Source organism: Aeromicrobium sp. NPDC092404 (genome assembly GCF_040684095.1).
GTDB lineage: Bacteria > Actinomycetota > Actinomycetes > Propionibacteriales > Nocardioidaceae > Aeromicrobium.
The window spans coordinates 693,289-716,319 of the sequence record NZ_JBFBFI010000002.1 but is presented as its reverse complement, the minus strand read 5'-3'; the positions used below and the strand labels follow the sequence as shown (position 1 = coordinate 716,319).

At 69.3% G+C, this 23,031-nt stretch carries 25 protein-coding genes; 4 read left to right on the top strand and 21 right to left on the bottom strand.

Going from position 1 to position 23,031, the window contains the following annotated elements; all coding sequences use genetic code 11:
• Window positions 1-4: 4 nt before the first annotated feature.
• On the bottom strand, window positions 5-868 hold the full coding sequence (locus AB0N22_RS14040; protein ID WP_364641280.1) for an aldo/keto reductase: 864 nt from the start codon (window positions 866-868) through the stop codon (window positions 5-7).
• Between the two features lie 84 nt (window positions 869-952).
• Between AB0N22_RS14040 and AB0N22_RS14035 the strand changes: the two genes are divergently transcribed.
• On the top strand, window positions 953-1,747 hold the full coding sequence (locus tag AB0N22_RS14035; protein WP_364641277.1) for an SDR family oxidoreductase: 795 nt from the start codon (window positions 953-955) through the stop codon (window positions 1,745-1,747).
• A 16-nt stretch (window positions 1,748-1,763) separates the two neighbouring features.
• Here AB0N22_RS14035 and AB0N22_RS14030 read toward each other — a convergent pair whose 3' ends face one another.
• Window positions 1,764-2,201: a nitroreductase family deazaflavin-dependent oxidoreductase gene (locus tag AB0N22_RS14030; protein WP_364641274.1), complete on the bottom strand. Its 438-nt coding sequence runs from the start codon at window positions 2,199-2,201 to the stop codon at window positions 1,764-1,766.
• Window positions 2,202-2,260: 59 nt separating this feature from the next.
• On the opposite strand from AB0N22_RS14030, the gene AB0N22_RS14025 reads away from it, so the two are divergent.
• Entirely contained in the window at window positions 2,261-3,238 is a 978-nt protein-coding gene (locus tag AB0N22_RS14025; RefSeq protein WP_364641271.1) for an aldo/keto reductase, read from the top strand.
• A 6-nt stretch (window positions 3,239-3,244) separates the two neighbouring features.
• On the opposite strand, the gene AB0N22_RS14020 is transcribed toward AB0N22_RS14025, so the two are convergent.
• Complete coding sequence (locus tag AB0N22_RS14020; RefSeq protein ID WP_364641269.1) at window positions 3,245-4,141, bottom strand: glycoside hydrolase family 16 protein; 897 nt, start codon at window positions 4,139-4,141, stop codon at window positions 3,245-3,247.
• A 367-nt stretch (window positions 4,142-4,508) separates the two neighbouring features.
• Between AB0N22_RS14020 and AB0N22_RS14015 the strand changes: the two genes are divergently transcribed.
• Window positions 4,509-4,766 (top strand): hypothetical protein, encoded by a 258-nt coding sequence (locus tag AB0N22_RS14015; RefSeq protein ID WP_364641266.1) that lies wholly within the window; start codon window positions 4,509-4,511, stop codon window positions 4,764-4,766.
• 22 nt (window positions 4,767-4,788) lie between these two features.
• Entirely contained in the window at window positions 4,789-5,445 is a 657-nt protein-coding gene (locus AB0N22_RS14010) for a class I SAM-dependent methyltransferase (protein WP_364641263.1), read from the top strand.
• On the opposite strand, the gene AB0N22_RS14005 is transcribed toward AB0N22_RS14010, so the two are convergent.
• The 18 genes from AB0N22_RS14005 to AB0N22_RS13920 form a co-directional block, all read right to left on the bottom strand.
• Window positions 5,404-6,483, bottom strand: a complete 1,080-nt coding sequence (locus tag AB0N22_RS14005; protein ID WP_364641260.1) for a prenyltransferase — start codon at window positions 6,481-6,483, stop codon at window positions 5,404-5,406. The two genes, AB0N22_RS14010 and AB0N22_RS14005, sit on opposite strands and share 42 nt — an antisense overlap.
• Window positions 6,483-7,205, bottom strand: a complete 723-nt coding sequence (locus tag AB0N22_RS14000; protein ID WP_364641257.1) for a methyltransferase domain-containing protein — start codon at window positions 7,203-7,205, stop codon at window positions 6,483-6,485. The genes AB0N22_RS14005 and AB0N22_RS14000 overlap by 1 nt, the downstream gene beginning before the upstream one ends.
• A complete protein-coding gene (locus AB0N22_RS13995) occupies window positions 7,192-8,457 on the bottom strand; it encodes a glycosyltransferase family 4 protein (protein WP_364641254.1) in 1,266 nt (421 codons plus the stop codon). Before AB0N22_RS13995 ends, AB0N22_RS14000 begins: the two co-directional genes overlap by 14 nt.
• A 91-nt stretch (window positions 8,458-8,548) precedes the next feature.
• Window positions 8,549-9,328, bottom strand: coding sequence for an SDR family oxidoreductase (locus tag AB0N22_RS13990; RefSeq protein ID WP_364641251.1), 780 nt, complete (start codon window positions 9,326-9,328; stop codon window positions 8,549-8,551).
• A gap of 33 nt (window positions 9,329-9,361) precedes the next feature.
• Window positions 9,362-10,255, bottom strand: a complete 894-nt coding sequence (locus AB0N22_RS13985; RefSeq protein WP_364641248.1) for a 3-oxoacyl-ACP reductase — start codon at window positions 10,253-10,255, stop codon at window positions 9,362-9,364.
• Window positions 10,252-10,452 (bottom strand): ferredoxin, encoded by a 201-nt coding sequence (locus AB0N22_RS13980; RefSeq protein ID WP_364641245.1) that lies wholly within the window; start codon window positions 10,450-10,452, stop codon window positions 10,252-10,254. The genes AB0N22_RS13985 and AB0N22_RS13980 overlap by 4 nt, the downstream gene beginning before the upstream one ends.
• A gap of 52 nt (window positions 10,453-10,504) precedes the next feature.
• Window positions 10,505-11,311: a hypothetical protein gene (locus AB0N22_RS13975; protein WP_364641242.1), complete on the bottom strand. Its 807-nt coding sequence runs from the start codon at window positions 11,309-11,311 to the stop codon at window positions 10,505-10,507.
• Between the two features lies 1 nt (window position 11,312).
• Window positions 11,313-11,804, bottom strand: coding sequence for a hypothetical protein (locus AB0N22_RS13970; protein WP_364641239.1), 492 nt, complete (start codon window positions 11,802-11,804; stop codon window positions 11,313-11,315).
• An 11-nt stretch (window positions 11,805-11,815) separates the two neighbouring features.
• Window positions 11,816-12,949, bottom strand: a complete 1,134-nt coding sequence (locus tag AB0N22_RS13965) for an MlaD family protein (RefSeq protein ID WP_364641236.1) — start codon at window positions 12,947-12,949, stop codon at window positions 11,816-11,818.
• Window positions 12,946-14,283, bottom strand: coding sequence for an MCE family protein (locus tag AB0N22_RS13960; RefSeq protein ID WP_364641233.1), 1,338 nt, complete (start codon window positions 14,281-14,283; stop codon window positions 12,946-12,948). The genes AB0N22_RS13965 and AB0N22_RS13960 overlap by 4 nt, the downstream gene beginning before the upstream one ends.
• Window positions 14,280-15,482: an MCE family protein gene (locus AB0N22_RS13955; protein ID WP_364641230.1), complete on the bottom strand. Its 1,203-nt coding sequence runs from the start codon at window positions 15,480-15,482 to the stop codon at window positions 14,280-14,282. Before AB0N22_RS13955 ends, AB0N22_RS13960 begins: the two co-directional genes overlap by 4 nt.
• Entirely contained in the window at window positions 15,479-16,465 is a 987-nt protein-coding gene (locus AB0N22_RS13950) for an MCE family protein (RefSeq protein WP_364641227.1), read from the bottom strand. The genes AB0N22_RS13955 and AB0N22_RS13950 overlap by 4 nt, the downstream gene beginning before the upstream one ends.
• Window positions 16,465-17,532, bottom strand: coding sequence for an MCE family protein (locus tag AB0N22_RS13945; RefSeq protein ID WP_364641225.1), 1,068 nt, complete (start codon window positions 17,530-17,532; stop codon window positions 16,465-16,467). Before AB0N22_RS13945 ends, AB0N22_RS13950 begins: the two co-directional genes overlap by 1 nt.
• A 79-nt stretch (window positions 17,533-17,611) precedes the next feature.
• Window positions 17,612-18,751 carry an MCE family protein gene (locus tag AB0N22_RS13940; RefSeq protein WP_364641222.1) on the bottom strand — a complete coding sequence of 380 codons (1,140 nt, stop codon included), beginning with the start codon at window positions 18,749-18,751 and terminating at the stop codon, window positions 17,612-17,614.
• A gap of 5 nt (window positions 18,752-18,756) precedes the next feature.
• The gene (locus AB0N22_RS13935; RefSeq protein ID WP_364641219.1) at window positions 18,757-19,596 is read right to left on the bottom strand and encodes an ABC transporter permease; all 840 of its coding nucleotides are present in this window, start codon (window positions 19,594-19,596) and stop codon (window positions 18,757-18,759) included.
• A 1-nt stretch (window position 19,597) separates the two neighbouring features.
• Window positions 19,598-20,371 carry an ABC transporter permease gene (locus AB0N22_RS13930; protein WP_364641215.1) on the bottom strand — a complete coding sequence of 258 codons (774 nt, stop codon included), beginning with the start codon at window positions 20,369-20,371 and terminating at the stop codon, window positions 19,598-19,600.
• Window positions 20,362-21,954, bottom strand: a complete 1,593-nt coding sequence (locus tag AB0N22_RS13925) for an FAD-binding protein (protein WP_364641212.1) — start codon at window positions 21,952-21,954, stop codon at window positions 20,362-20,364. The genes AB0N22_RS13930 and AB0N22_RS13925 overlap by 10 nt, the downstream gene beginning before the upstream one ends.
• Window positions 21,951-23,012: a ferredoxin--NADP reductase gene (locus AB0N22_RS13920; RefSeq protein ID WP_364641209.1), complete on the bottom strand. Its 1,062-nt coding sequence runs from the start codon at window positions 23,010-23,012 to the stop codon at window positions 21,951-21,953. The genes AB0N22_RS13925 and AB0N22_RS13920 overlap by 4 nt, the downstream gene beginning before the upstream one ends.
• Window positions 23,013-23,031 lie beyond the last annotated feature (19 nt).

The window sequence follows — 23,031 nt, the reverse complement described above, 5'->3', positions numbered from 1 at the left end:
GGGATCAGACGGCGTCGGACAACGCCCGGAACTGCTCGTCGGTCAGCTCGATGCCGGCAGCGCCGATGTTGTCCTCGAGGTGCGAGACGGTCGACGTGCCGGGGATCGGCAGCACGACCGGTGAACGCTTCAGCAGCCAGGCCAGCGCGAGCTGTGACGGCGTCGCACCCTGCTCGCGAGCGATCTCGGCCAGCGGGCCGCCGTCCTTGACCAGGCCGCCCGTGGCGAGCGGGAACCACGGGATGAACGCGATGCCCTGCGCCTCGGCATGGTCGAGGAGCGCCTCGGCGGAACGGTCGGCGAGGTTGTAGAGGTTCTGCACCGACACGATCTCGGCGGTCTTCTGCGCCTCCTTCAGCTCGTCGACGGTGACCTCGCTGAGGCCGATGTGGCGCACCTTGCCCTGGTCCTGCAGCTCCTTGAAGGCACCGACCTGGTCGGCGACCGGCACCTCGGGGTCGATGCGGTGCAGCTGGATCAGGTCGATGCGGTCGAGCCCGAGACGTCGCAGGCTGAGCTCGACCTGCTGCTTGAGATACGCCGGACGGCCCACGGGGATCCACTCCCCCGGGCCGGTGCGCGTCAGGCCGGCCTTGGTGGCGACCACGACGTCGTCGGCGTACGGGTGGAGCGCTTCGCGGATGAGCTCCTCGGAGACGTTGGGACCGTACGAGTCGGCCGTGTCGATGAACGTCACCCCGAGCTCGACCGCGCGCCGGAGCACGCGGATCGCCTCGTCGCGATCGCGGGGCTCGCCCCAGATGCCGCTGCCGGTGATCTGCATGGCGCCGTAGCCGAGGCGGGTGACCGCGAGGTCGCCGCCGATCTCGAAGGAGCCGGAGGTGGATGCCGAGAGTGTGGAAGTCATGTCGTGGTCAAGGAGACCGGGCAGCTGGATATTCCACGACCGCCACGTCGGGTCCCGTTGTCCTCGCGTGCCAGAGTGGCTCGTATGCAGATCGATCTCGGCGGACGCACCGCCCTCGTCACCGGCTCCACCCAGGGCATCGGGCTCGCGATCGCCACGGCGCTCGCCACTGCGGGAGCGCGGGTGGGCGTCAACGGGCGCAGCGCGGAATCGGTGTCGCGCGCAGCTGCCGAGCTGCGCGAGTCGGTGCCCGGCGCGGAGGTCGTCGAGGTGTCCGCCGACGTCACGACCGACGCCGGGGTCCAGCGGGTCGTCGAGCTGCTGCCCTCCGTCGACATCCTCACCAACAACCTCGGGATCTTCGAGGCGCGGCCGGCGCTCGAGATCAGCGACGAGGAGTGGCAGCGCTACTTCGACGTCAACGTCATGAGCGCCGTCCGGCTGATCCGGACCTACCTGCCGGGCATGATGAGCCGGGGCTGGGGGCGCGTGCAGAACATCGCCAGCGACTCCGCCGTCGTGATCCCGGTCGAGATGGTGCACTACGGCATGTCCAAGACCGCCCTGCTCGCGGTGTCCCGCGGCTTCGCCAAGGAGGCGGCCGGTTCCGGCGTGACGGTCAACTCGGTCATCGCCGGCCCGACCCACACCGGCGGGGTCGAGGACTTCGTCCGCTCACTGGTCGGCGACGACCTGCCGTGGGACGAGGCCCAGGCCGAGTTCATGCGCCTGCACCGGCCGCAGTCGCTGCTCCAGCGGCTCATCGAGCCGGAGGAGATCGGCAACCTGGTGGCCTACCTGAGCTCACCGCTCGCCTCGGCGACGACCGGCGCGGCCGTCCGGGTGGACGGCGGCTACGTCGACTCGATCGTGCCCTGAGCCGTACGCCCGGTGGCTAGTCGACCGGCGTCAGCAGGAACACCGGGATGACCCGGTCGGTCTTGAGCTGGTAGTCCGCGTAGGGCGGGTAGGCCTCGACGGACCGCGCCCACCAGAGGTCGCGCTCCTCGCCGGCGAGCTCGCGCGGTGTGTAGTCCTTGCGGACGGCACCGTCCTGCAGCTCGACGAGCGGTGCGTCGACGACGTTGTGGTACCAGCTCGGGTGCTTGGGGGCTCCTCCGAGCGAGGCCACGATGGCGTACTCGCCATCGTGCTCGACCCGCATCAGCGCGGTCTTGCGGAGCTTGCCGGACTTGGCGCCCAACGTCGTGAGCACCACGACCGGCATGCCCATGATCGTGTTGCCCTTGGCGCCGTTCGTGCTCTCGTAGAGCTCGGCCTGCTTGCGGGCCCAGTCGCTGGTGCTGGGCGCGTACTCCCCGGTCAATGGCATGTCGCCAGCGTGCCAGAGCCCTCCCAACCGGAAAGCCCCGGACACGGCATGATCGGGACATGGATCGCGTGAAGCTCGGAACCAGTGACCTCGACGTGTCGGAGATCATCCTCGGCTGCATGAGCTACGGGGACCCGGACCGCGGCACGCACCCGTGGACCCTGCCCGAGGACCAGAGCCGGCCGTTCATCCGGCAGGCCCTGGAGGCCGGCATCACGACGTTCGACACCGCCAACATGTACTCCGACGGCAGCAGCGAGGAGATCCTCGGACGCGCGTTGTCCGACTTCGCCCGTCGTGAGGACGTCGTCATCGCGACCAAGCTGTTCTACCCGATGGGCGGGGACCCCGACTCCGGCGGGCTCTCGCGTCAGGCGGTGCTCACGCAGGTCGACGGGAGCCTGCGCCGGCTCGGCACCGACTACATCGATCTCTACCAGATCCACCGCTGGGATCCTGACGTCCCGATCGAGGAGACCATGCAGGCGCTCGACGAGGTGGTCGCCGCCGGCAAGGCGCGATTCATCGGCGCATCCTCGATGTACGCCTGGCAGCTCGCCCAGGCCCAGCACGCCGCCGACCTCAACGGCTGGACCCCGTTCGTCTCGATGCAGGACCAGTACAACCTCGTGCAGCGCGAGGAGGAGCGCGAGATGCACCCGTTCTGCCTCGACGAGGGCATCGGCGTCATCCCGTGGAGCCCACTGGCTCGCGGCCGGCTCACCCGCGACTGGGACGACCTCAGCACGAGTCGCAGCGGATCGGACGAGGTCGCCAAGGGCTACTACCGCCAGGCCGAGGAGTCCGACCGCGCCATCTCGGCCGCCGTCGCCGAGGTGGCCGGCGAGCGTGGGGTCTCGCGCGCCCAGGTCGCGCTGGCGTGGGTTCGGCAGCACGAGGTCGTCACGGCACCCATCGTGGGTGCGACGAAGCCACTGCACCTCGACGACGCCGTCGCCTCGCTCGAGCTCACGCTCACCGCAGACGAGATCGCCAGGCTCGAGGAGCCGTACGTACCACGGCTCCCCGAGTTCTGACGCTCCTCACGACCAGACGCGGACCCAGTCGACGTCCGTCGTCGCCGGCAGCGGCGTGGCGGTGGGGCTGAACGCATTGGTGCCCGTGCCGAGCACCTGGGTCATCAGCACACCGAAGGGCTGGTCGAACGGGGCGGAGCCCGTCAACGGCGCGGCCGGGTTGATCGTGTGCACGACGCACGGAACACCGTCGTACATGATCGTGATGGTCTTCGGGGTCCACTCGACGGCGTACGTATGGAACACCGCCGGGTCGAGCTTGCAGGACCAGCTGGTCAACGGCGAGTCGGTCGTCGCGGTGTTGTAGTGGATGCGCGGGATCGAGCGGTCCGGGTACTGGCTGTAGAACTCCGCGACATCGATCTCGCCGGAGGCCGGCCAGCCGCCGTACTTCTGCGTCGCCGGGTAGAGCCACAGCGCGGACTGCAGGCCGGGGACCTTCAGCCCGGGGAAGCGCGCGCGGAACTCGAACCGCCCGTACGTCTGGGCGAACTTGCCGGTCGTCGTCACGCCACCGCTGGTGTACTGGGTCGTGTAGCTCCCGTACGGGTTCTTGCAAGTGAACGGCGCGGACTCCTTGCGGGTCGTGAGGTGCAGGCTGCCGTTCGAGACCGAGACATTCCGGCCGTTGTTGACGAGGCACTCCGGCCCGACGTGCATGCCGGTCACCGCGGTCTGCTGGATCGACCACTTCCTGCCGTCCAGCGCCCCGCTGGTGAAGTCGTCCGCGAATGTGCACCGCCAGGCGGTGCCATCGGCCTTGTAGATCTTCGTCGTCCCGCAGGTCGGCTGCGGCGTGGGCCACCACCACGCGGCACTCGCCGGTGCCGCGGTGGCCACGACGAGCGCGAGTGCTGCCGCGAGCACCCCTGCGCCACGGCGTCGACTAAACAATCGCTTCATGTTGCTGCTCCCTCTCGGTGTGCGTCACCAAGAAGGGCCACGCTCCCCGAACGCACCCACGTCTGCGCCGACCGACTCCCTATGCGGCCGGCTCGCGATCGTGGTGGCATCGAATCCACGCCGTGGCGCGGATCTCCCTTCGACGAACCCGATCGCGGTTCCGTGACTGCCAGGCTCCCTCCTGACAGGCGCCACGCTAGACCCGAGAGCGGCCGCTGCGCCGGGAAATCGCGATATCGACAGACCGGCTGTGACGTACGACGCGAATTTGACAGACTGACTCCATGCCGCCGCACGATGCACCAGAATCGACTCGAGAGGGTGTGAAGGGTCGAGGCATGCTTGCGACGGCACGCGGAGGAGCGTCATGCGCTACTACGTGCTGAGCACCCCCGCCGGCGACGAGGTCGTGCGACTCAGTCGCGGGACCGCGGCCTACTTCGAGAGCGCGACGGGGCGGTGGATCCCTGACCCGCTGCTGGCCGTCGAGGTCCGATTCGGGGGCGAGTGGCGCCAGGTCGACTCCGGCGAGCTGCCGCCGGAGGTCACCGAGATCGCCGACGCGGAGCCCCGGATCCGCCGGTCCCGCTCGTCGTCACGCCGCGGCCGCCGCTTCCGCAGGTGAGGCAACCGGCAGACTGTCCCTCGTGACGTCCGAGATGCCCGCAGACCTGCTCGCCCACGCCCGTGCCGCCAAGGGGTTCATGCCGGAGGACGAGGGCGCTTTCCTGCACCGCCTCGCCCGCGAACGCCTGCCGCACGGGCCCGCCCTCGAGATCGGGACCTACTGCGGGAAGTCCGCGATCTACCTGGGTGCGGCGGCCCGCGCGGTCGGTGGGACCGTGCTGACGGTCGACCATCACCGGGGCTCGGAGGAGAACCAGGCCGGGTGGGAGCACCACGACGCATCGCTCGTCGACGACGAGCTGGGCCTGATGGACACCCTTCCGGTCTTCCGCCGGACCCTGGCCCTCGCCGGTCTGGAGGAGCACGTCACCGCCGTCGTCGGACGGTCGACCAGTGTCGCGACATGGTGGCGCACCCCGCTCAGCCTGGTCTTCATCGACGGCGGGCACGCCGAGGTCCACGCCCAGAACGACTACTCGGGGTTCGCGCACTGGATCATGCCGGGCGGCACCCTCGTCATCCACGACGTGTTCGAGCGCCCCGAGGACGGCGGGCAGGCCCCGTTCCACGTCTGGCAGCGAGCCGTCGACTCCGGCAGCTTCGAGCCGCGGGACACGGTCGGCTCGATGCGGGCGCTAGCGCGTACCGGGGGAAGCGCCGGTGACCCGGTCGGCTGACGGGCAGTCGCACTCCAGCATGATCTCGCCGAAGTCGACGCCGATGCCGTGCCCCGTCATGATCTCGGCGCCCAGCGTCGTCCCGGTCAGCACGTCCCAGGCGAGGATCACGGCGGCGGCGGTGTAGGTCGTGTGCTCCGCGGGCCAGTTGACGTTCTCGGGGAAGACGAGGCCGGTCCAGTACGCGCCGTCAGCCGTGCGGAGGTGCTGCATGTCCGTGAACAGCTGCGTCGCCCGGTCGTCGCCGACCGACGCCAGGGCCATGACCAGCTCGCAGGTCTCGGCACCCGTGACCCAGGGGTTGGTGCTGACGCAGCGGATGCCCAGCCCGTCGACGACGAAAGTGTCCCACTTGGCCGCCAGCATCGCGTCTGCGGCCGGTCCGCGGACGGCACCGCCGAGGACCGGGTAGTACCAGTCCATCGAGAATGTCGACTTGTCGAGGAACCGGTCGCGGTGCTCACGCAGAGCATGGCCCAGTCGTCCGCCGGCGAGCTCCCACTCCGGCTGCGCCTCACCGATGACCTCGGCGAGCGCCACACCGCACCGCAGGGCCTGGTAGATGCTCGAGCTGCCCGCCAGGAGGGCGTCGCGATTGATCGTGGCCGGCCCGTTGCCGTCCCACTCGCGGGACCACGCGATGCCGCCGAACGGCAGCTGCAGGTCGACGACCAGGTCGAGCGCGCGGCGTACGACCGGCCACATGCGCTGCAGGAACGCCCGGTCCTGCCGGATGCGCCAGTGGTGCAGCACGCCGACGGCGATGTAGGCCGCCATGTTCGACTCCGTGCTGGCGTCCTCGACCTCTCCGGCCACGATCTTCATGGGCCAGGAGCCGTCCGGGCGCTGGGTCCTGGCGCACCACTCGTACGCGGCCTCGGCGGCCTCGAGCCGCCCGCCCACCACGAGCGCCATGGCGCCCTCCACGTGGTTCCACGCGTCGGTGTGCTCGCCGACGGTCCAGGGGATCGCGCCGTCCGCCTCCTGCATCGCGGCGATGCTGGACGCGGTCTCGGCGATCTGGTCGCGACCGAGCATCAGGCCGGCTTGCGCAGGTAGAGCACCATGCTCTTGCCGATCAGCGGGTTGAGGGCCCGCTCGGCCAGCCGCGTGGCGGTGCTGTAGCCACGGGTCTTCATGATGTCCCAGACCAGCACCTGGTGGTACGCCTTCACAAGCGGGTTGTCGTCGTTCTTCACGCCCACGGCGCACTTGAGCCACCAGTAGGGCGAGTGCAGCGCGTGCGCGTAGTCGATGCCCTCGAAGGTCATCCCGGCATTCTCGAGCTTGCCGATCAGCTCCTTGTCGGAGTAGATCCGGATGTGCCCGCCCGGCGTGTTGTGGTAGTCGTCGGACAGCTTCCAGCAGAGCACCTCGGGCAGCCAGCGCGGCACCGTCACGGCCATCGTGCCGCCGGGACGCAGAACGCGCACGAGCTCGTCGATCGCCTGGATGTCGGCGGGGATGTGCTCCAGCACCTCGGAGGCGACGACCCGGTCGAACTCGCCGTCGGCGAACGGCAGCGCAAGGGCGTCGCCCTCCTTGATGTCCGCGGAGGCGCCCTCGGGGACCTCACCGGCCTCCTTCATGGCACCGAACAGCTCCAGCACCCCGGCCAGCTCGTCGGCGTCCTGGTCGAACGCGATGACGTCCGCCCCGCGCCGGTAGAGCTCGAACGAGTGCCGCCCGGCACCCGCTCCCATGTCGATGACCCGGTCACCGGGCTTGAGGCCCAGCCGGTCGAAATCAATCGTCAGCACGGTCGTTCTCCTGTTCGGTGGCCGCTGATGCGGCGATGACCTCTTCGTACGCGGCTGCCGTGGCCTGGGCCACCGCGCGCCAGCTGAACTTCTCCAGCACTCGTTCACGCCCGGCCCGGCCCATGGCGGCGCGGCGCTCGGGATCGTCGAGCAGCTCGGCGATCGCGGCCTCGAGCTCGCCGACGTCGCCGGGAGTCACGAGGGTCGCGCAGACGCCGTCCTCGCCGACGACCTCAGGGATCGCGCCGGCCCGGCTCACGACCAAGGGCGTCGCACAGGCCATCAGCTCTGCGGTCGGCAGTGAGAAGCCTTCGTAGAGCGACGGGACGCAGGCGAGCTCGGCCGAACCCATGACGTCGACCAGCTCGGCGTCGCTGATGCCGTTGACGAACGTCACGTGGTCACCGATCCCGAGGTCGTCGATCAGCTTCTCGGTGCGACCGCCGGCCTTGAGCGTCGTGACCAGCAGGAGCTCCAGCTCCTCGCGCTCGGTGCGCAGCTTGGCGAAGGCCTCGAGCAGCGTGGCGATGCCCTTCATGGGGGCGTCCGCGCTGGCCATCGCCACGATCCGGCCGGGGACGCGCGGCGCCGTCGGCGGGACGAACACGTCGTCGACACCGAGGGTGATGACCTCGAGCCGCGCCGGGTCGACGCCGAAGTCGGTCGCGATGTCGCGCCGGCTCGACTCGGAGACGGTGAGGATCTTGGGGAGGCGCTGGGCGACCTGCTTCTGCATGCGCAGGAACCCGTACCAGCGGCGCAGGCTGAGCTTCTTGCGCAGCGTCGGGGCGTTCGCGATGTCGATGCGACGGTCGAACGTGATCGGGTGATGGATCGTGGTGATCATCGGGAAGCCCTGCTCGGCGATGTCGAGCATGCCCCGGCCCAGGGTCTGGTTGTCGTGAACGATGTCGAAGTCGCCGACCCGGCCCTTGAGCAGCCGCGCCACCCGCTTGCTGAACGTCTTGGGCTCGGGGAACCCCGCGGTCCACATCGTCAGGACCTCTTGCACGTCGATGAGGTCGCGGATCTCCTTGGGCCGAGGCGTGCGGAACGGGTCCGGCTCACGGTAGAGGTCCAGGGACGGGACCTTGGTCAGCGCTACGCCTTCGTCGAGCTCCGGGTAGGGCTGGCCCGAGAAGACCTCGACCGAATGGCCCAGGGCCACGAGCTCGCGGCTGAGGTGGCGTACGTAGACGCCCTGACCGCCACAGTGCGGCTTGCTGCGGTAGGACAAGATCGCGATGCGCAAGTGCCGCCTCCGGTTGACTGACTGGAACTGATTCCTATCATCCTTGGACAACCCACCATCCGCGCGGCGTGGGTCTGTGGTGCTCGTCATGTCACGAAGCCGCGCCCTTGCCGCTGTTGCCGGGATAGAAGGAGTGCGTCGCCGTCACGCCGCCGTCGACCGCGAACTCGCCGCCGGTCGTGTAGCCGCTCTCGTCGCTCGCGAGGTAGACGTAGAGCGGCGCGACGTCCTCGGGGGTGCCGACGCGCTCCAACGGGACGCGCGTCGCTCCCCACTGCATCGCTGCGTCGCCGCCGACGTCACGCGTCATGGCGGTGTCGATCATGCCGGGGTGCACCGAGTTGACCCGTACGCCGTGGGCGCCGAGCTCGACCGCGGCGGCCTTGCTCATGCCGCGGATCGCGAACTTGGTGCCGGTGTAGGCCGTCAGTGACGACATGCCCGCGAGTCCCTCGACTGACGAGCAGTTGATGATCGAGCCCTGCCGCGCCTGCTTCATCCCCGGCGCCACCGCGCGCATGCCCAGGAAGCAGCCGCGGAGGTTGACGTTGATGAGCAGGTCCAGGTCGTCCAGCGGCATCGTGTCGACCTCGCCGAAGCGCAGCACGCCGGCGTTGTTGACCAGGACGTTGACGGGCCCCCCGAACAGCTCGTTGGCGTCGGCGACGACGCGGTCCCAGGACGCGGGATCGCTCACGTCGTGGTGCCGGTAGTGGGCCGCGTCGCCGAGCTCGTCGGCGAGGGCCGACCCGTCGGCGACGTCGGCGATGACGACCCGGGCGCCCTCGCCCACGAAGGCACGCGCGATGGCCGCGCCCTGCCCCTGGGCGCCGCCGGTGACGATGACGTGCTTGTCCTTGAGTCGGGACATCGATTTCCTCCGTGAAGGTGAGGGGTGGGTGGGCTAGAGCGAGTAGACCGAGTCGGCCGCGAACGAGGCCTCGGGGTCCCGGTCGGCGAAGAACCCGCCGAGGGTCCGGTCGAGCTCGTCCGGCGACCAGGTGTCGCCCGTCGTGTCGAACCGGCGCTCGACGACCGGGGCAGCCATCAGCGCGACCATGCCGCCGTAGACGATGAACACCTGCCCGTTGATGCGCTCGGACGCAGGCGACGCGAGGTAGGCGACGAGCGGTGCCACGTGGTCCGCGCTGTAGGGGTCGATCGCGTCGCCGGACTCGTCGGCACCGAAGACGTCGGCGGTCATGGCCGTGCGTGCCCGCGGGCAGATCGCATTGGCACGCACGCCGATGCGGGACAGACCGCGCGCGGTGGTCAGGGTGAGCGCGGCGATCCCCGCCTTGGCGGCGGCGTAGTTGGCCTGGCCCGGCGATCCGGTGAGGAACGCCTCCGAGGCGGTGTTGATCACGCTGGCGTCCACGTTCTGACCGGTCTGCTTCGCGACCTGCCGCCAGTGGGCGGCGGCGTTCCTCGAGAGCAGGAAGTGGCCGCGGAGATGGATGCGGACGACGAGGTCGAACTCCTCGTCGGACATGTTGAACAACATCCGGTCGCGGGTCACCCCGGCGTTGTTGACCACGACGTCGAGCGAGCCGAAGCTCTCGAGCGCGGTCTGCATGATCAGGTCCGCGGTCGCGCGCTCGCCCACGTCACCCGGCGCGACGGCGACCTCGGCACCCAGTGCCTTGATCTCGGCGGCGGTCTCGTCGGCAGCCCCCGGCAGGTCGTTGACCACGACGCGGGCGCCCTCGCGCGCGAGGGCCAGGGCCTCGGCCCGGCCCAGACCCGCGCCGGCACCGGTCACGACGGCGACGCGGCCGTCCAAGGAGGTGCTGCTCATGCGTCTTCCGCGATGCGCAGCGCCGACTTGGGGCACGAGCTGACGGCCTGCTCGACCCGCTTGCGGTTCTCGTCCGTGACCGTCGGGTCCTCGACCTGCAGGAAGTCGTCGTCGTCGACGAAGAACACATCAGGCGCGAACGCCTCGCACAGCGCGTTCGACTCGCACGCGTCGAAGTTGACCTCAACCCTCGCCATCAGCGATCTGCCTCCTCGCTCAGGGGACCTAGAAACTAGAACGTGTTCTAGCCTAGCCCAGCGCCGTCAGTTTGGATATGGCCCAGTCGCCATCTCCCCTGGTGAGCTCGATGACCAGGCTGTTGCGGCTCATCTGCTGGTTGGCGGCCTTGCCGGTGCCGGCCGTCGTCGTCTGGTTGAGGAAGACCAGCACCTTGGCCTTGTGCTCGGTCGCGTTGATGATGGCCGACGAGACGGCCACGGCCTGTAGCACGATCTTGTTCTTGACCGTGTTGGCGCGGACCTGCTCCATCGTGCTGTCGTACTGCTTGCGGAACGCCTTGGTCATGCGCGCCCGAGCGACCTCCATGTCGTTCGGCAGCGTCTTGTAGTCGTACGACAGCGTGCGCTGCGCCAGGTCCGCCGCGGTGACCAGCACCTCGGTGCGCGCGTCGGTGCCGACGAGCGCACCGTCAGGAGCGACCGTCGACGACCCCTGCTCGGCGCGCCACCAGGCGTAGCCGACGCCGGCTCCCGCGAGCAGGACCAGCACCGCCAGCACGAGGGTCAGCCGGCGCAGCACGAAGGACCGGACGTCGTCGAGGGCCGGAACCGTCCGGGTTCGCCCGCTGGCGGCCTCGTCCGTCTCGGGCTCGGGCTCGTCCAAGGCCGCAGTGGCGGCCATCTCGGGCTCGGCCTCGGACTCGGACTCAGGCTCCTGGGCCGGCGCGGGCACCGGTACGGACGCAGCCGTCGGCTGCGGCTCCGGCTCGACCACGGGCGTCACGTCGGACTGGCAGAACCGGCACCGGATCGCTGAGGCCTTGATCGTCTCCGCACAGAACGGGCAGACGCGCTCGTCGCGCTTCAACCTCGCCATGTCAGCCCACGAACTCGAGCTGGGAGATCAACCAGCGGCTGTCCTCTTCGACCATCGTGAGCTTGATGCGCCACGACCTGTCCTCGACCTTGCCCTTGGTGCCCTTGTTCTGCACCTTGCTGCCGGCCGCGACGAACACCGTCGCCGAGCGGTCTCCGACCTCGCTCAGCCCGATCTCCTCGATGCTGCCCTTGGAGACCGACTCCTGGCTGATCGCGGTCTCCTTGAGGGACTTCAGGGACGCTTGGTACTGCTTCTTGAAGGTGCCGGTCGACCCTGCGATGACCCGGTCCGTCACCTCGTCCATCCGCTTGTGGTCGACGGCGAGGAACGCCAAGGTCTCCTCCGCGGCCGCCCGCCGGATGTCGGCGTGGCGATCGGCCAGCTCCTCGGTCGGCGTGCTGCCCGGCGCTGCCTCGCTGCCCTGCACCGCGAAGAGCGCCAACCAGCCGCACAACGCCACCAGGATCACGGCGAGCACCGTGTTGATCACGGACGTACGGTTCACTCGTCATCCCCGGACATCTGGCTCTTCCAGTCGATCGGCTCGGGTGCGTACTTCATGCCACGCATGTTCACCGGCGCTCCTGATGCGCACTCGGCGGGGAAGTACGGCACGAAGTCCTCCTGTGAGGCCGGTCGCCACTGCCCCGGCGGGAGGTAGCCCTCCGTGCAGGCCGGCGGGCTCTGGTTGAGGTTGAGGTTGACCCGACCGAACTTCTGGTCGCCCGGCGTCAGCGCCGACGGGCCGGCCGCGATCAGGCGCGGGAACGTCACGAGGAGCTGCTCGAGGGCGGGGAGCCGGGCGTCGAGGACCTCGGTCACGTTGATCAGGGGGCGCAGCAGGGGCGGGAGGGTCGTGCGCAGCGTGCTGACCAGGCGCGTCAGCTCGTCGGCGGCCGGGCCGGCCCGGTCGAGGATGCGGCGCACGTCGGCGTCGGACTTGGCCAACGTCCCGGTCAGGTCGGCCAGGTCGTTGGCGAACGAGCGGATGTCCGCGGCGTTGTCCTGCTGGGTCTGCAGGACCGTCTTGGCGTCGTCGAGGAGGCTGATGGTCGCGGCCTCGTTGGCTGCTGCCTCGTCGACGAAGGCCTGGGCGCTGTCGACCATCGAGCGCAGCGGGTTCGCGTTGTCGCGGAACATCGTGCCGAGCTCGCTCACCACGGTGTTGAGCTCGTCACCGTCGAGGCTCGAGACGAACCGGTCGAGGCTCTGGAGGAGGACGTCCTCGCCGAGCGGGAGGCTGTCCTTGGTGCCCTTGATCGTGTCGCCGTCCTTCAGCACGCGCCCTTGGTCGGAGCCCGGCTCGAACGAGATGTACTGCTCCCCCACGACGCTGAGGTTGTGCACGAACACCGGGGAGTCGGCCGGCACACGCGACCCCTCCTCCAGGGCGACGTCGACCCGGAGTCCGTCGCCGTTGACCTCCATGTCGGACACCTTGCCGATCTTGACACCCCGGTAGGTCACCTCGCTGCCCTCGAAGAGGCCGCCGGACTCCGGCAGCAGCACGTGGACGGTGTATCCCCGGCCCAGAGCCTGGTCGACGAAGCCGAGGTAGGAGGCACTGATGAAGACCATGCCCACCGAGCTCAGGATCGCGAAGGCGAGCAGCCTGATCTTGACGCCGCGCCTCATGACGACCCTCCTCCGAGCAGGCCGCTGAGCAGCTCCACCAGCAATCCGTCGGAACCACCCTCGCCCGTGCCGGGGTCAGGGGTCAGGCCCGGCACGTCCGGGAGTCCCGGTGTGGTCGGCTTCGATGCCTCGGGATCCGCGGCGCCCTCGCCCTCGGCGCGGGCCAGGGCGGCGGCGACCTCGTCCACGTCGGCGTCGGTGCAGAGCGGCAGGGTCGCGAGGACCGAGCAGAGCTGCTCGACGGCGTCGCCCACGGGCGAACAGATCGGTGCGGCCGGGGTCCCCCGGCACAGCTTGACGACGTCGTCGAGGGTGGTCGGGATGAGGCCGCCCTCGCTGACGGGCGTCAGCTTGAGCTGGAGGCTGAACACGACGTTCGCGTAGTCGCCCTTGATCGCGTCGGCGGCATCCATCGGGAACGGGTAGCTGGCGGCGGCGACCAGGCCCGGCACGAGCGAGTCGCCGGTGTCCGAGAGCTTGCGGAGCACGGGCTCGAGGTGGCGCAGCTCGGCGATGAGGTCGTCCTTGGTCTCGTTGATCACGCGTGTCCCGACGCTGCCGAGGCGATCGAGCTCGGAGAGCATCCGGACGAGCTGGGTGTGCTGGTCGCGCAGCACCGTGATCGCCGGCCCCGCCGCGTCGATGGCGTCGCCGATGGTCTCCTTCTCGGCGACCAGCGTGCTGCTCAGCCCGTTGATCGACTCCATGGCCTGGACGATGTCGCCCTTTTGGGAGTTCAAGGTCCTGACCAAGGTGTTGACCTGGCCGAGGACGTTGCGGATCTTGCCGGTACGGCCTTCCATCATCTCGTTGAGCTCGTGCGTGATGGACTGGATCTGGCCGACGCCGCCGCCCGTGAGCACCAGGGACAGGGCCCCCAGCACCTCCTCGACCTCGGGGTTGCGACCCGTGCGGTCGATCGGGATGACGTCGTCGGGCCCCAGGCGACCGGTCGCCGCCGTGGCGGTGATGCCCTCGCCCGCCGGCGGGGCCGACAGCTCCACGAACTTCTCGCCCAGCAGGCTGGTCTGCCGGATCTGCGCCTCCGCGTTGGCCGGCAGCACGACATCCTCGCGCACCAGCATCGTGACGCGGGCGTGCCAGCCGACCCGAGTCACGGACTCGACCTGTCCCACGGGGACGTCGCCGACCATGACCGAGGAGCGCGGGACCAGGTTGAGCGCGTCGGCGAAGTCGGCCTTGACGATGAAGCCGTTGCCCTGGTCGACCTTGTTGCCGGGCAGGGGGATGTCGTAGACGCCACTGAAGCCGCAGCCGCTCAGCAGGAGCGCGACCGCGAGTCCGAGGCTCGCACCCAGTCGACGTGACCTCACGACGCCTCACCTCCCAGCAGCGACAGCAGCGCGTCCAGGCCGCTCTTGGTGCCGCCGGGTGCCGGCGCCGTCGAGGCGTCCGGCTCGATCGGTGCCTCGATCGTGGGCTCGTTCGTCAAGGCGCTCGCGGCCGGTGCGGAGGTCGCCGGCAGGAGCGGCTGGAGCAGGTTGGTGAGCGTGGCGCAGACCGCCTCGGGGGTGCCGATGTTGACGAGCGTCTGGCACAGGAACTGGTCGGGCCGGAACTGGATGCCGGGGGCGACCTGGACGCGGGAACCGAAGGTCCCGGTGCTCGGCTCGAACGCGACCGCGAGGTTGCTCATCGCGAGCGAGCCCTTCTGCACCACGAGGCCGAGGGCGTCCTTCTGGTTGTCGACCCGCTGCAGCAGGCTGCCGAGCAGCTCGAGGTCCTTGCCCAGGGTCGCGCGGTTCTCCTTCACGAACCCTCTGACCGTGCCCAGCACGCGGGCCAGGGAGGCCACCACGTCACGCAGCTCGTCGCGCTCCCCGGCGAACTGCTCGGACACCGACGAGAGGTCCCGCACGAACGCCTGCACGGTCGAGTCGTTCTCGGCCAACGTGTTGGTGATCTCCGCCAGCGCGCGGACGTTGTCGAACAACGGACCGCGGTTGTCGGCGAAGACCTCGGCCGCCTGCGACAGGTTGCGGATGGTCTCGGACCCGAGCGCACCGTTGCCGTCGAGCGCCTTGGCGCCGGCCGACAGCAGGTTGTCCAGCGCGCCGCGGGTCGAGCCGGCCTTGGGACCGAGGGTCACGGCGAGGTCGTCGAGCGACTTGAACATGCGGTCGAGCTCGATCGGCGTCTGCGTGCGACTGATCGGGATGTTGCCGTGGTCGCGCATCGCCGGACCCTTGGAGTACGCCGGGAACACCTGGACGTACCGGTCGGCGACCAGGGTCGGTGTCACGACGGCCGCCTTGGCATCGGCCGGCAGCTTGTACTCCTTGTCGTACGTCATCTCGACGCGGACGCTGTTGCCCTCTGGCACGACCGCCGTCACCTCGCCGACGCGCACGCCCATGACCCTGAGGTGGGTGCCGGGATAGACGGCGACCGCCCGGTCGAAGTGGGCCGTGACGGTCCGCGGGCCCTCGCGGGGGAAGACCAGGAACGTGAGCACCAGCAGCGCGAACGGGATCGCGGCGGCGATGAGCTGGGTCCTGCGGCTCCAGGTCATGAGCCACCTCCGGGCTTGGCCGGCGAGAACTCGCCGGTGAAGACGCCCGTGATGTTGGGGACGTACGCATCGAACCACGGGCCGCTGCCGACGATGTTGCCGAGGATGCTGACGTACGGGCCGTAGTTGCGGATGAGCGTCTCGATCTGGTCCTCGCGCGCGTGCAGGAACGTCAGGACGTTCTCGAGCTTGTCGAGCGCGGGACGCAGCTGCTTGCGGTTGTCCTCGACGACGCCCTCGAGCTCGGTCGCCAGCGCGTTGGCGTTGACCAGGAGCTCGTGGATCGTCTGCTTGCGCTGCTGGAGCTCCTGGAAGATCAGGTTGGCCTGCTGCATCAGCTTGACGAGGTCGCCCTTGCGCTCGTCGAGCAGCTGGGTGACGTTGCTGGAGCGCCGCAGCAGGTTCTCGATCTCCGCGTCGCGGGAGGCGATCGTCGTCGAGAGCCGTGACAGGCCGCTGAAGCTCGTACGGACCTCGGGGGCCGCGGCGTCGACGACCTCGGCGAGCGAGTCCAGCGCCTTGGTCAGGTTCTGCTTGTTCGTCTGCTCGGTGTTGGTCGTGAGCTGGCCGAGGGTGCCGACGATGTCGAACGTGACGTCGGTGCGCGTCAGGGGGATCGTGGCGCCGGCAGGCATGGTGCCGCCCCCCTCGGGTGTCAGGTTGAGGAACTTCTCGCCCAGCAGGCTCTTGACCTCGACGCTCGCCCGCGTGGAGGTGCCCAACGTCGCACCGGAGACGTCGAAGTCGGCGATGACCTTCTCGGGGCCGATCCGCAGCTTGCTGACCCGGCCGACGCGGATGCCCGCGACCTGGACCTCGCTACCGGTGCGCAGGCCGCTCGCGTCGCTCAGCTCGGCGTGATAGGTCGTGCCACGCAGCCACGGCAGCCGCTGCAGGTTGAACGAGGCCACCATCACGAGCAGCAGGAGGGCCAGCGAGACGATTCCCATGCGCAGGATCTGCGCGTCACTTCGACGTGCCATCACTGACACCTCTTCGCTCGGCTGTACAGAGTGAAGTCGGACATCTGCTTCTGCACCTCGGCCGGCAGCGCATCCATGACGACGCTGGGCAGGACCACTCCGCCGTGGAACTCGCAGAGGTAGTAGTTGTACCAGGATCCGTAGACCCCGATCCGGGTCTGCTTGGCGAGCATCGACGGCAGCTTGTCGAGCGTCATGTCGAGGTACTTCTTGTTCGCCGGCTTCGCCAGGACGGTGAACAGGCGGCGCAGCTGGGCGACGTCCTGCTTGAGCAGCGGCCGCCCCTCGGTCAGGAGGTCCGCGACCGACTTGGTCACGGCGGAGATGTTGGTCAACGACGAGCCGATGACCTCGCGGTCCTCGGCGAGGTCGCCGAACCATGCCCGCATGGTCACCAGCAGCTCGTCGAGCTCCTGGTGGTGGTCGTCCACGGTGGTCATCAGGGTGCTGAGGTTGGTGATCACGTCGCCGATGAGCTGGTCGCGGTCGGCCAGGGTGTTCGTGAGGGATGCGGTGTTGGCCAGCAGCTCCTGCACCGTGCCCCCCTCGCCCTGGAGCACCTGGATGAGGTTGAGCGAGAGCTTGTTGACGTCCTCGGGACGGAGCGCGGCGAACAGCGGCTGGAAGCCCTGGAAGAGCTCGGTCAGGTTGAGGGCTGGCGTCGTGCGGTCCATCGGGAGGGTCGAGCCGGGGCGCATCCGCTGAGCGCCCGCCTCGCCCTCGGACAGCGACATGTAGCGGTCGCCGATCAGGTTGAGGAACCTGATGCTGGCGCGCGAGTCGCGGGTCAGCGGCACGCCGTCCTTGACCTTGAACGTGACCAGCGCGTGGTCGCGGTCGTGGATCTTGACGTCGGTGACCTTGCCGACCTGGACACCCGCGATGCGTACGTCGTCACCGGAGGTGAGCTCGGAGGCGCTCTTGAAGATCGCCTTGTACTCGTTCTCGGCGCGCAGGCCGAAGCCGCCCATGATGATGACGAGCATGCTCGTCACGATCAACGAGACCACGGTGAAGATGCCGAGCTTGATCGCGGCGGAGGTGAAGGCCCTGTCGCGGCTGTTCATTCGGGGCCCCCGGGACAGCGCGAGGGGACCTGATGGAGCACCCGCGGGAGCGGGCGGAGTGAGTGGTTTCCTGGGGTGATCACTTGATCCCCCCGTCCGGCTCGTCCTTGTCGGTGCCGTCCTTGAGGGGCTGGAACGGTGCGGGCACGTCGTAGTTGTCCGGCAGGCCGAGGCACCACGGTCCGTGGCCGACCTCGCCGTACTCCGGCGCATCAGCGGCGGTGTACGCGGTCCGCTGGGGCGCGCCGAGCTCGAGCGTCTGGTGGATGATGCCGTCGTTGAAGACGTTCTTGGCGTTGGGGATCTGGCGGTCGAGGCCCTCGATGACGCACGGCAGCTCGGGCGAGTAGGTGTCGAGCAGGGACAGCAGGGGCCGGCCCGACCGCACCTGGGCGATCAACAGCTTCTCGTTCTCCTTGAGCGTGACCCGCGTCTTGCTGGCCAGGCCCGTGAGGCTGCTGAGTGCCTTGTCGAGGTCGCCCTGCTTCTCGGTCAGCGTCTTGGCGGTCACCGTGGCGTTGCGCAGCAGCCGGATCAGGTCGGGAGCGGCCAGCTCGTACGTCCGGGACACCTGCGACAGCAGCTTGAGGTCTTCGCGAAGGGTGGGCAGCTCGACGTTGACCCGGCTGAGGTAGTCGTCGAGCGTCTCGAAGGTGTCGCCGAGCTGGTCGCCCTTGCCCTGCAGCGCGTGCGAGATCGCGTAAAGCGTGGAGTTGAGGTCGGCCGGCCGCACGGAGCGCAGGAGCGGGAAGAGGTTGGCGAGGATCCGCTGCAGCTCGACGTTCGTCGTGACCCGCTTCGCGGGGATGACCGTGCCGTCGCGCATCGGCCCGGCCGAGGTCCCGTCCTTGGGCGGCACGAGCTCGAGGTAGTTGCGACCGAAGAGCGTCGTGGGAAGGATCTGCACGCTGATGTCGCGCGGGATGCTGCGAGCCGAGTCGGGGTCGAGGGCCACCGTGATCTCGGCCTGCTTGCCGTTGCTCTCGATCTGCTTGATGTGACCCACAAGGGCACCGTGCAGGCGGACGTCGCCGTAGCGGGCCAGCTGCAGCCCGGCGCGGTCGGCCATCACCGTGACGTCGGTGCTGCTGGTGAATTTCTTGTCGTAGAGGGCGATGCAGAACCAGATGAGGAACGAGATGACGACGAGGTTGACGACGCCGGCCAGCCACAGGCGTCGGTGCTCGGCCGGCGAGTCGTGAACGATGTTGGCGTACATCAGCGCTACCCCGTGATCCGCACGGTGGTGGTCGATCCCCAGATCGCGAAGCTCAGGAAGAAGTTCACGACGACGACCGTCACGATCGAGGCGCGGATCGACCGGCCCACGGCCAGGCCGACTCCTGCGGGGCCACCCGTCGCCGTGTAGCCGTAGTAGCAGTGGATCAAGATGATGAGGACCGCGAGCACGATCAGCTTCGCGAACGACCACAGGATGTCGATGGGTGGCAGGAACTGCAGGAAGTAGTGGTCGTACGTGCCGGCCGACTCCCCGTAGATCAGCACCGTGATCAGGCGTGGCGAAAGGTAGGACGCCAGCAGCGCCACCGTGTAGAGCGGGATGACCGCGACGAAGCCGGCGATCATGCGGGTCGTCACGAGGAACGGCAGCGAGGGCACGCCCATGACCTCGAGCGCGTCGATCTCCTCGGAGATCCGCATCGAGCCGAGCCGCGCGGTGTAGCCGCAGCCGACCGTGGCGGCCAGGGCGATGCCGGAGACGAGCGGCGCGACCTCGCGGGTGTTGAAGTAGGCCGAGATGAAGGCGGTGAACTTCGCGACACCGATCTGGCTCAGCGACGCGTAGCCCTGCAGCCCGACCTCGGTGCCGGCGAAGAACGCCAGGAAGGCGATGACCCCGACGGTGCCGGCGATGACGGAGAGCGCGCCGACCCCGAAGACCACCTCGGCGAGGGTCTTCGCGATCTCCTTGCGGTAGCTGCGCAGCGCGTACGGGATGGCCGCCAGCGCCTTGGTGCAGAACAGCAGCATGTCGCCCAAGGTCTCGAGCAACGTGCGCTGGTACTTGACGGCCGACGTGCCGATCTCGGTGAGGACGCTCATGTCAGAGGCCCGCCTGCGGGACGAGCTGGAAGTACAGCGCCGTGATGATCGAGTTGACCATGAACAGCAGCATGAACGCGAGGATGACCGACTCGTTGACCGCACGACCGACGCCGGCGGGACCGCCATCGGCGTGGAGCCCCTTGTAGGCGCCGACGATCGCCGCCATGAAGCCGAAGATGGCCGCCTTGATCAGCGCCACGTAGATGTCGGTCAGCGTGGCCAGCGACGTGAACGAGGCGAGGAACGCTCCCGCGGAGCCGCCCTGCACGATGACGGTGAAGTAGTAGCCGCCGGCGATGCCCGCCGCGATCACGATCGAGATCATCAGCACCGACACGACCAACGTCGCCAGGGCGCGGGGCACGACGAGGCGCTCGATGGGGTCGATGCCCAAGGTCTCCATCGCGTCGATCTCCTCGCGCATCTTGCGCGCACCCATGTCGGCGCAGATGGCGGAACCGGCAGCGCCGGCGATGATCAGCGCGGCCGCGATCGGTGCCGCCTCGCGCACGGTCGCGAGCACCGCGGTGGCACCGGCGAACGACTCGGCACCGAGCTGGCCCGTGAGGTTGCCGACCTGCAGGGCGATGACGGCGCCGAACGGGATCGACACCAGGATCGTGGGCAGCATCGTCACCCGCGCGACGAACCAGGCCTGCTCGACGAACTCACGGAGCTGGAACGGGGTCGTGAACGTCATCTTCGCGACGTCCCACGACATCGCGGCGACATGGCCCGGACCGCGGACGACCGAGGCGAGGCTCAGGCCCATGTCTCCTCCTGTGGTCCGTCGACTCCGGCGAGACGAGACCCAGAACGGAGACCGCTGTCATGCGCGGCCGACTCGACTTTCGTACTGTAACGACCCGGTGTGACCTGCGTTACGTTTTCGGGGGTTCTCCCAGCGGCGTGACGGCCCGCCCGCCGGCCGAAGAACGAGGCCTCGCCGAGCTGCGTCCCCGACGCGTAGCCGCGTCCGTCGACCGCGATGTTGGAGGCACACGCGCCGGCCGCGTAGAGCCCCGCGACCGCCGTGCGGTCCTCGCGCAGCACGCGGCCGTCGGGATCGACCCGCAACCCGCCGCACGTGAAGCCGGAGTAGAAGCACGCGCCCGGGGTCAGGTCGTACGCCCCGTAGGGCGGCACGTCCAGGGGGGCGAGGAAGCTCGGTGCCTTGTGGAACGCGGGGTCCTCGCCGTCGCGGGCCGCGGCGTTGTAGTCGTCGAGCGTGCGGGCGAGCGACCCCGCCGGGACGCCCAGTCCGGCCTCCATCTCCTCGACGGTCTCCCAGCCGTCGACCAACGGCTGCAGGCCGTACGCTGGCTCGGCCATGTGCACGGAGTCGAGGATCAGCCAGGCCTTCTGCTCGGGCTGGTCGAAGACGAACGCGGAGGTGCGGGAGTGATAGGAGTCCTCGGCGACGAAGCGCTCGCCGAGGTTGTTGACGCAGATGCCCTTGACGAGGTCGCCGGGCGGATAGAACGGGGCGGTGAGGAACGCGCCCTCCATGTGGTCCGCGACGCCGCCGACCGACTCGCCGAGCCGGATGCCGAGGCCGTCGTCGTACGTGTTCCCGAGCGGCATGCCGCGGGCCAGGAGTGCCTCGAGCGGCGGGGCGAACTCGTGCACCATCTCGGGATTCATGACGAAGCCGCCGGCGGCGATGACGACGGCCGCAGCGCGGACGGCGCCGGTCTCGGCGAAGCGCTTCCACGCCACCCCGACGACCCGCTCGTCCTCGGTGACCAGGGCCGTCGCGCCGGTCTCGTAGCGGACCTCGACGCCGAGCTCGTCCAAGCGCTTCAGGGCGAGGTCGAGCACCAGCGCTCCCCCGCCGGAGTCACCGACGACCGGCGGCTGGTGACCACGCGGCGCCGGGACGGCGATGTCGTGGAACGGCCACACCTTCTCGTTGCCGGTGAACATCACGCCCTCGGTCCCGGGCGCCATGACGGTCTTGTGCGGGTAGTAGGTCCGTTCGAACGCGAAGCCGAGCGACTCAAGCCAGTGGAAGTGCTCGACGCTGTCCTCGCTGTAGACCCGGATCTTCTCGGGGTCGCAGTCGGGCGAGACTGCTCTGAGGTACTTCGCCATCTCGGCGGGAGTGTCCTCGAACCCGGCAGCCTGCTGCACCGGGGTGCCGCCGCCGAGGTAGAAGTGGCCGCCGGCCATGGCGGTGGTGCACGACAGCCGGCCACCGCGGTCGAGCACCAGCACGCTGGCCCCGGCCTGTGCGGCCTCGATCGCCGCCGCCGCGCCGGCCATGCCCGCGCCGATCACGAGCACGTCGACGTCGTCGGACCAGGACGTCACGGTGCCGGCCGGCACCTCGGCCGGGATCTCGAGGCTCGTCACGAGTACGTCACCCGGACCTTCTCCGAGGCCGGCTCGCTCTGGCAGCCGAGCCGGATCCCTTCGGCCAGGTCCTCGTCGTCGAGCACGTCGTTGGCGCGCATCGTGACCTCGCCCTCGAGGAGGCGGATCGCGCAGGCCGAGCACTCGCCCTCGCGGCACGAGTAGGGCGCCTTGACGCCCTTGCTCTCGAGGTGCTCGAGCAGCGTCGTGCCGGGGCTCCAGTCGGTGAACTCGTAGTCGACCCCGTCGAGGTCGACCTGCAGGTGCACCTGACCGGCCGCGGGCGGCGCGGCTTCCTCGTCCTGGTCGGCGCCGGGCTCACGCTCGGCCGCGCTCTCGAACGGGTTGCCGCCCAGCGAGACGAACTTCTCCTGGTGGCGGCGGTCGCGCGGGAAGTCGAGCTCCTTGAGCGCGGCCACCGTGGCGGCCATGAACGGCGCCGGCCCGCAGACGAACGCGTCCCGCTCGACGTACTGCGCGGCGAAGGCCCGCAGCTGCGCCTGGGTGGGCAGGCCCTGCACCGACTCGAGCCAGTGCACGACCTGCAGACGGTCCGGGTGCTCGGCCGCGAGCTCGGCGAGCGAGGCGTGGAAGATCACCGAGCGCTCGTCGCGGTTGGCGTAGAACAGCACGATGCGTCCCGAGCCGCGGGCCAGGGACGTACGGATGATCGACATCACCGGGGTGATGCCGCTGCCCCCGGCGAACAGGAGCAGGTCGGCGTCGAGGTCCTTGGGGGTGAAGATGCCACTCGGTGGCAGCACCCGGAGCCGATCGCCCGGGCGGAGCTCGGAGCAGATCCAGCCCGAGGCGTAGCCGTCGGGCGTCCGCTTGACCGTGATCGTCAGGGGGCCGTCGGCATCGACAGGGGTCGAGGAGAGCGAGTAGCTGCGTGCCACGAGGCCGGTGCGGTCACTCGGCACGGCGACGGTGAGGAACTGGCCGGGGGTGTAGGCGAAGTGCTCGCGGTGCTCGCCCGGGTCGAGGACCACCGAGCGCGCGTCGCCGGTCTCCTCGATGACGTCGAGCACCGTCAGCTCGAACGAGTCGTCAGTCATGGTTCATGACTCGCTCGCT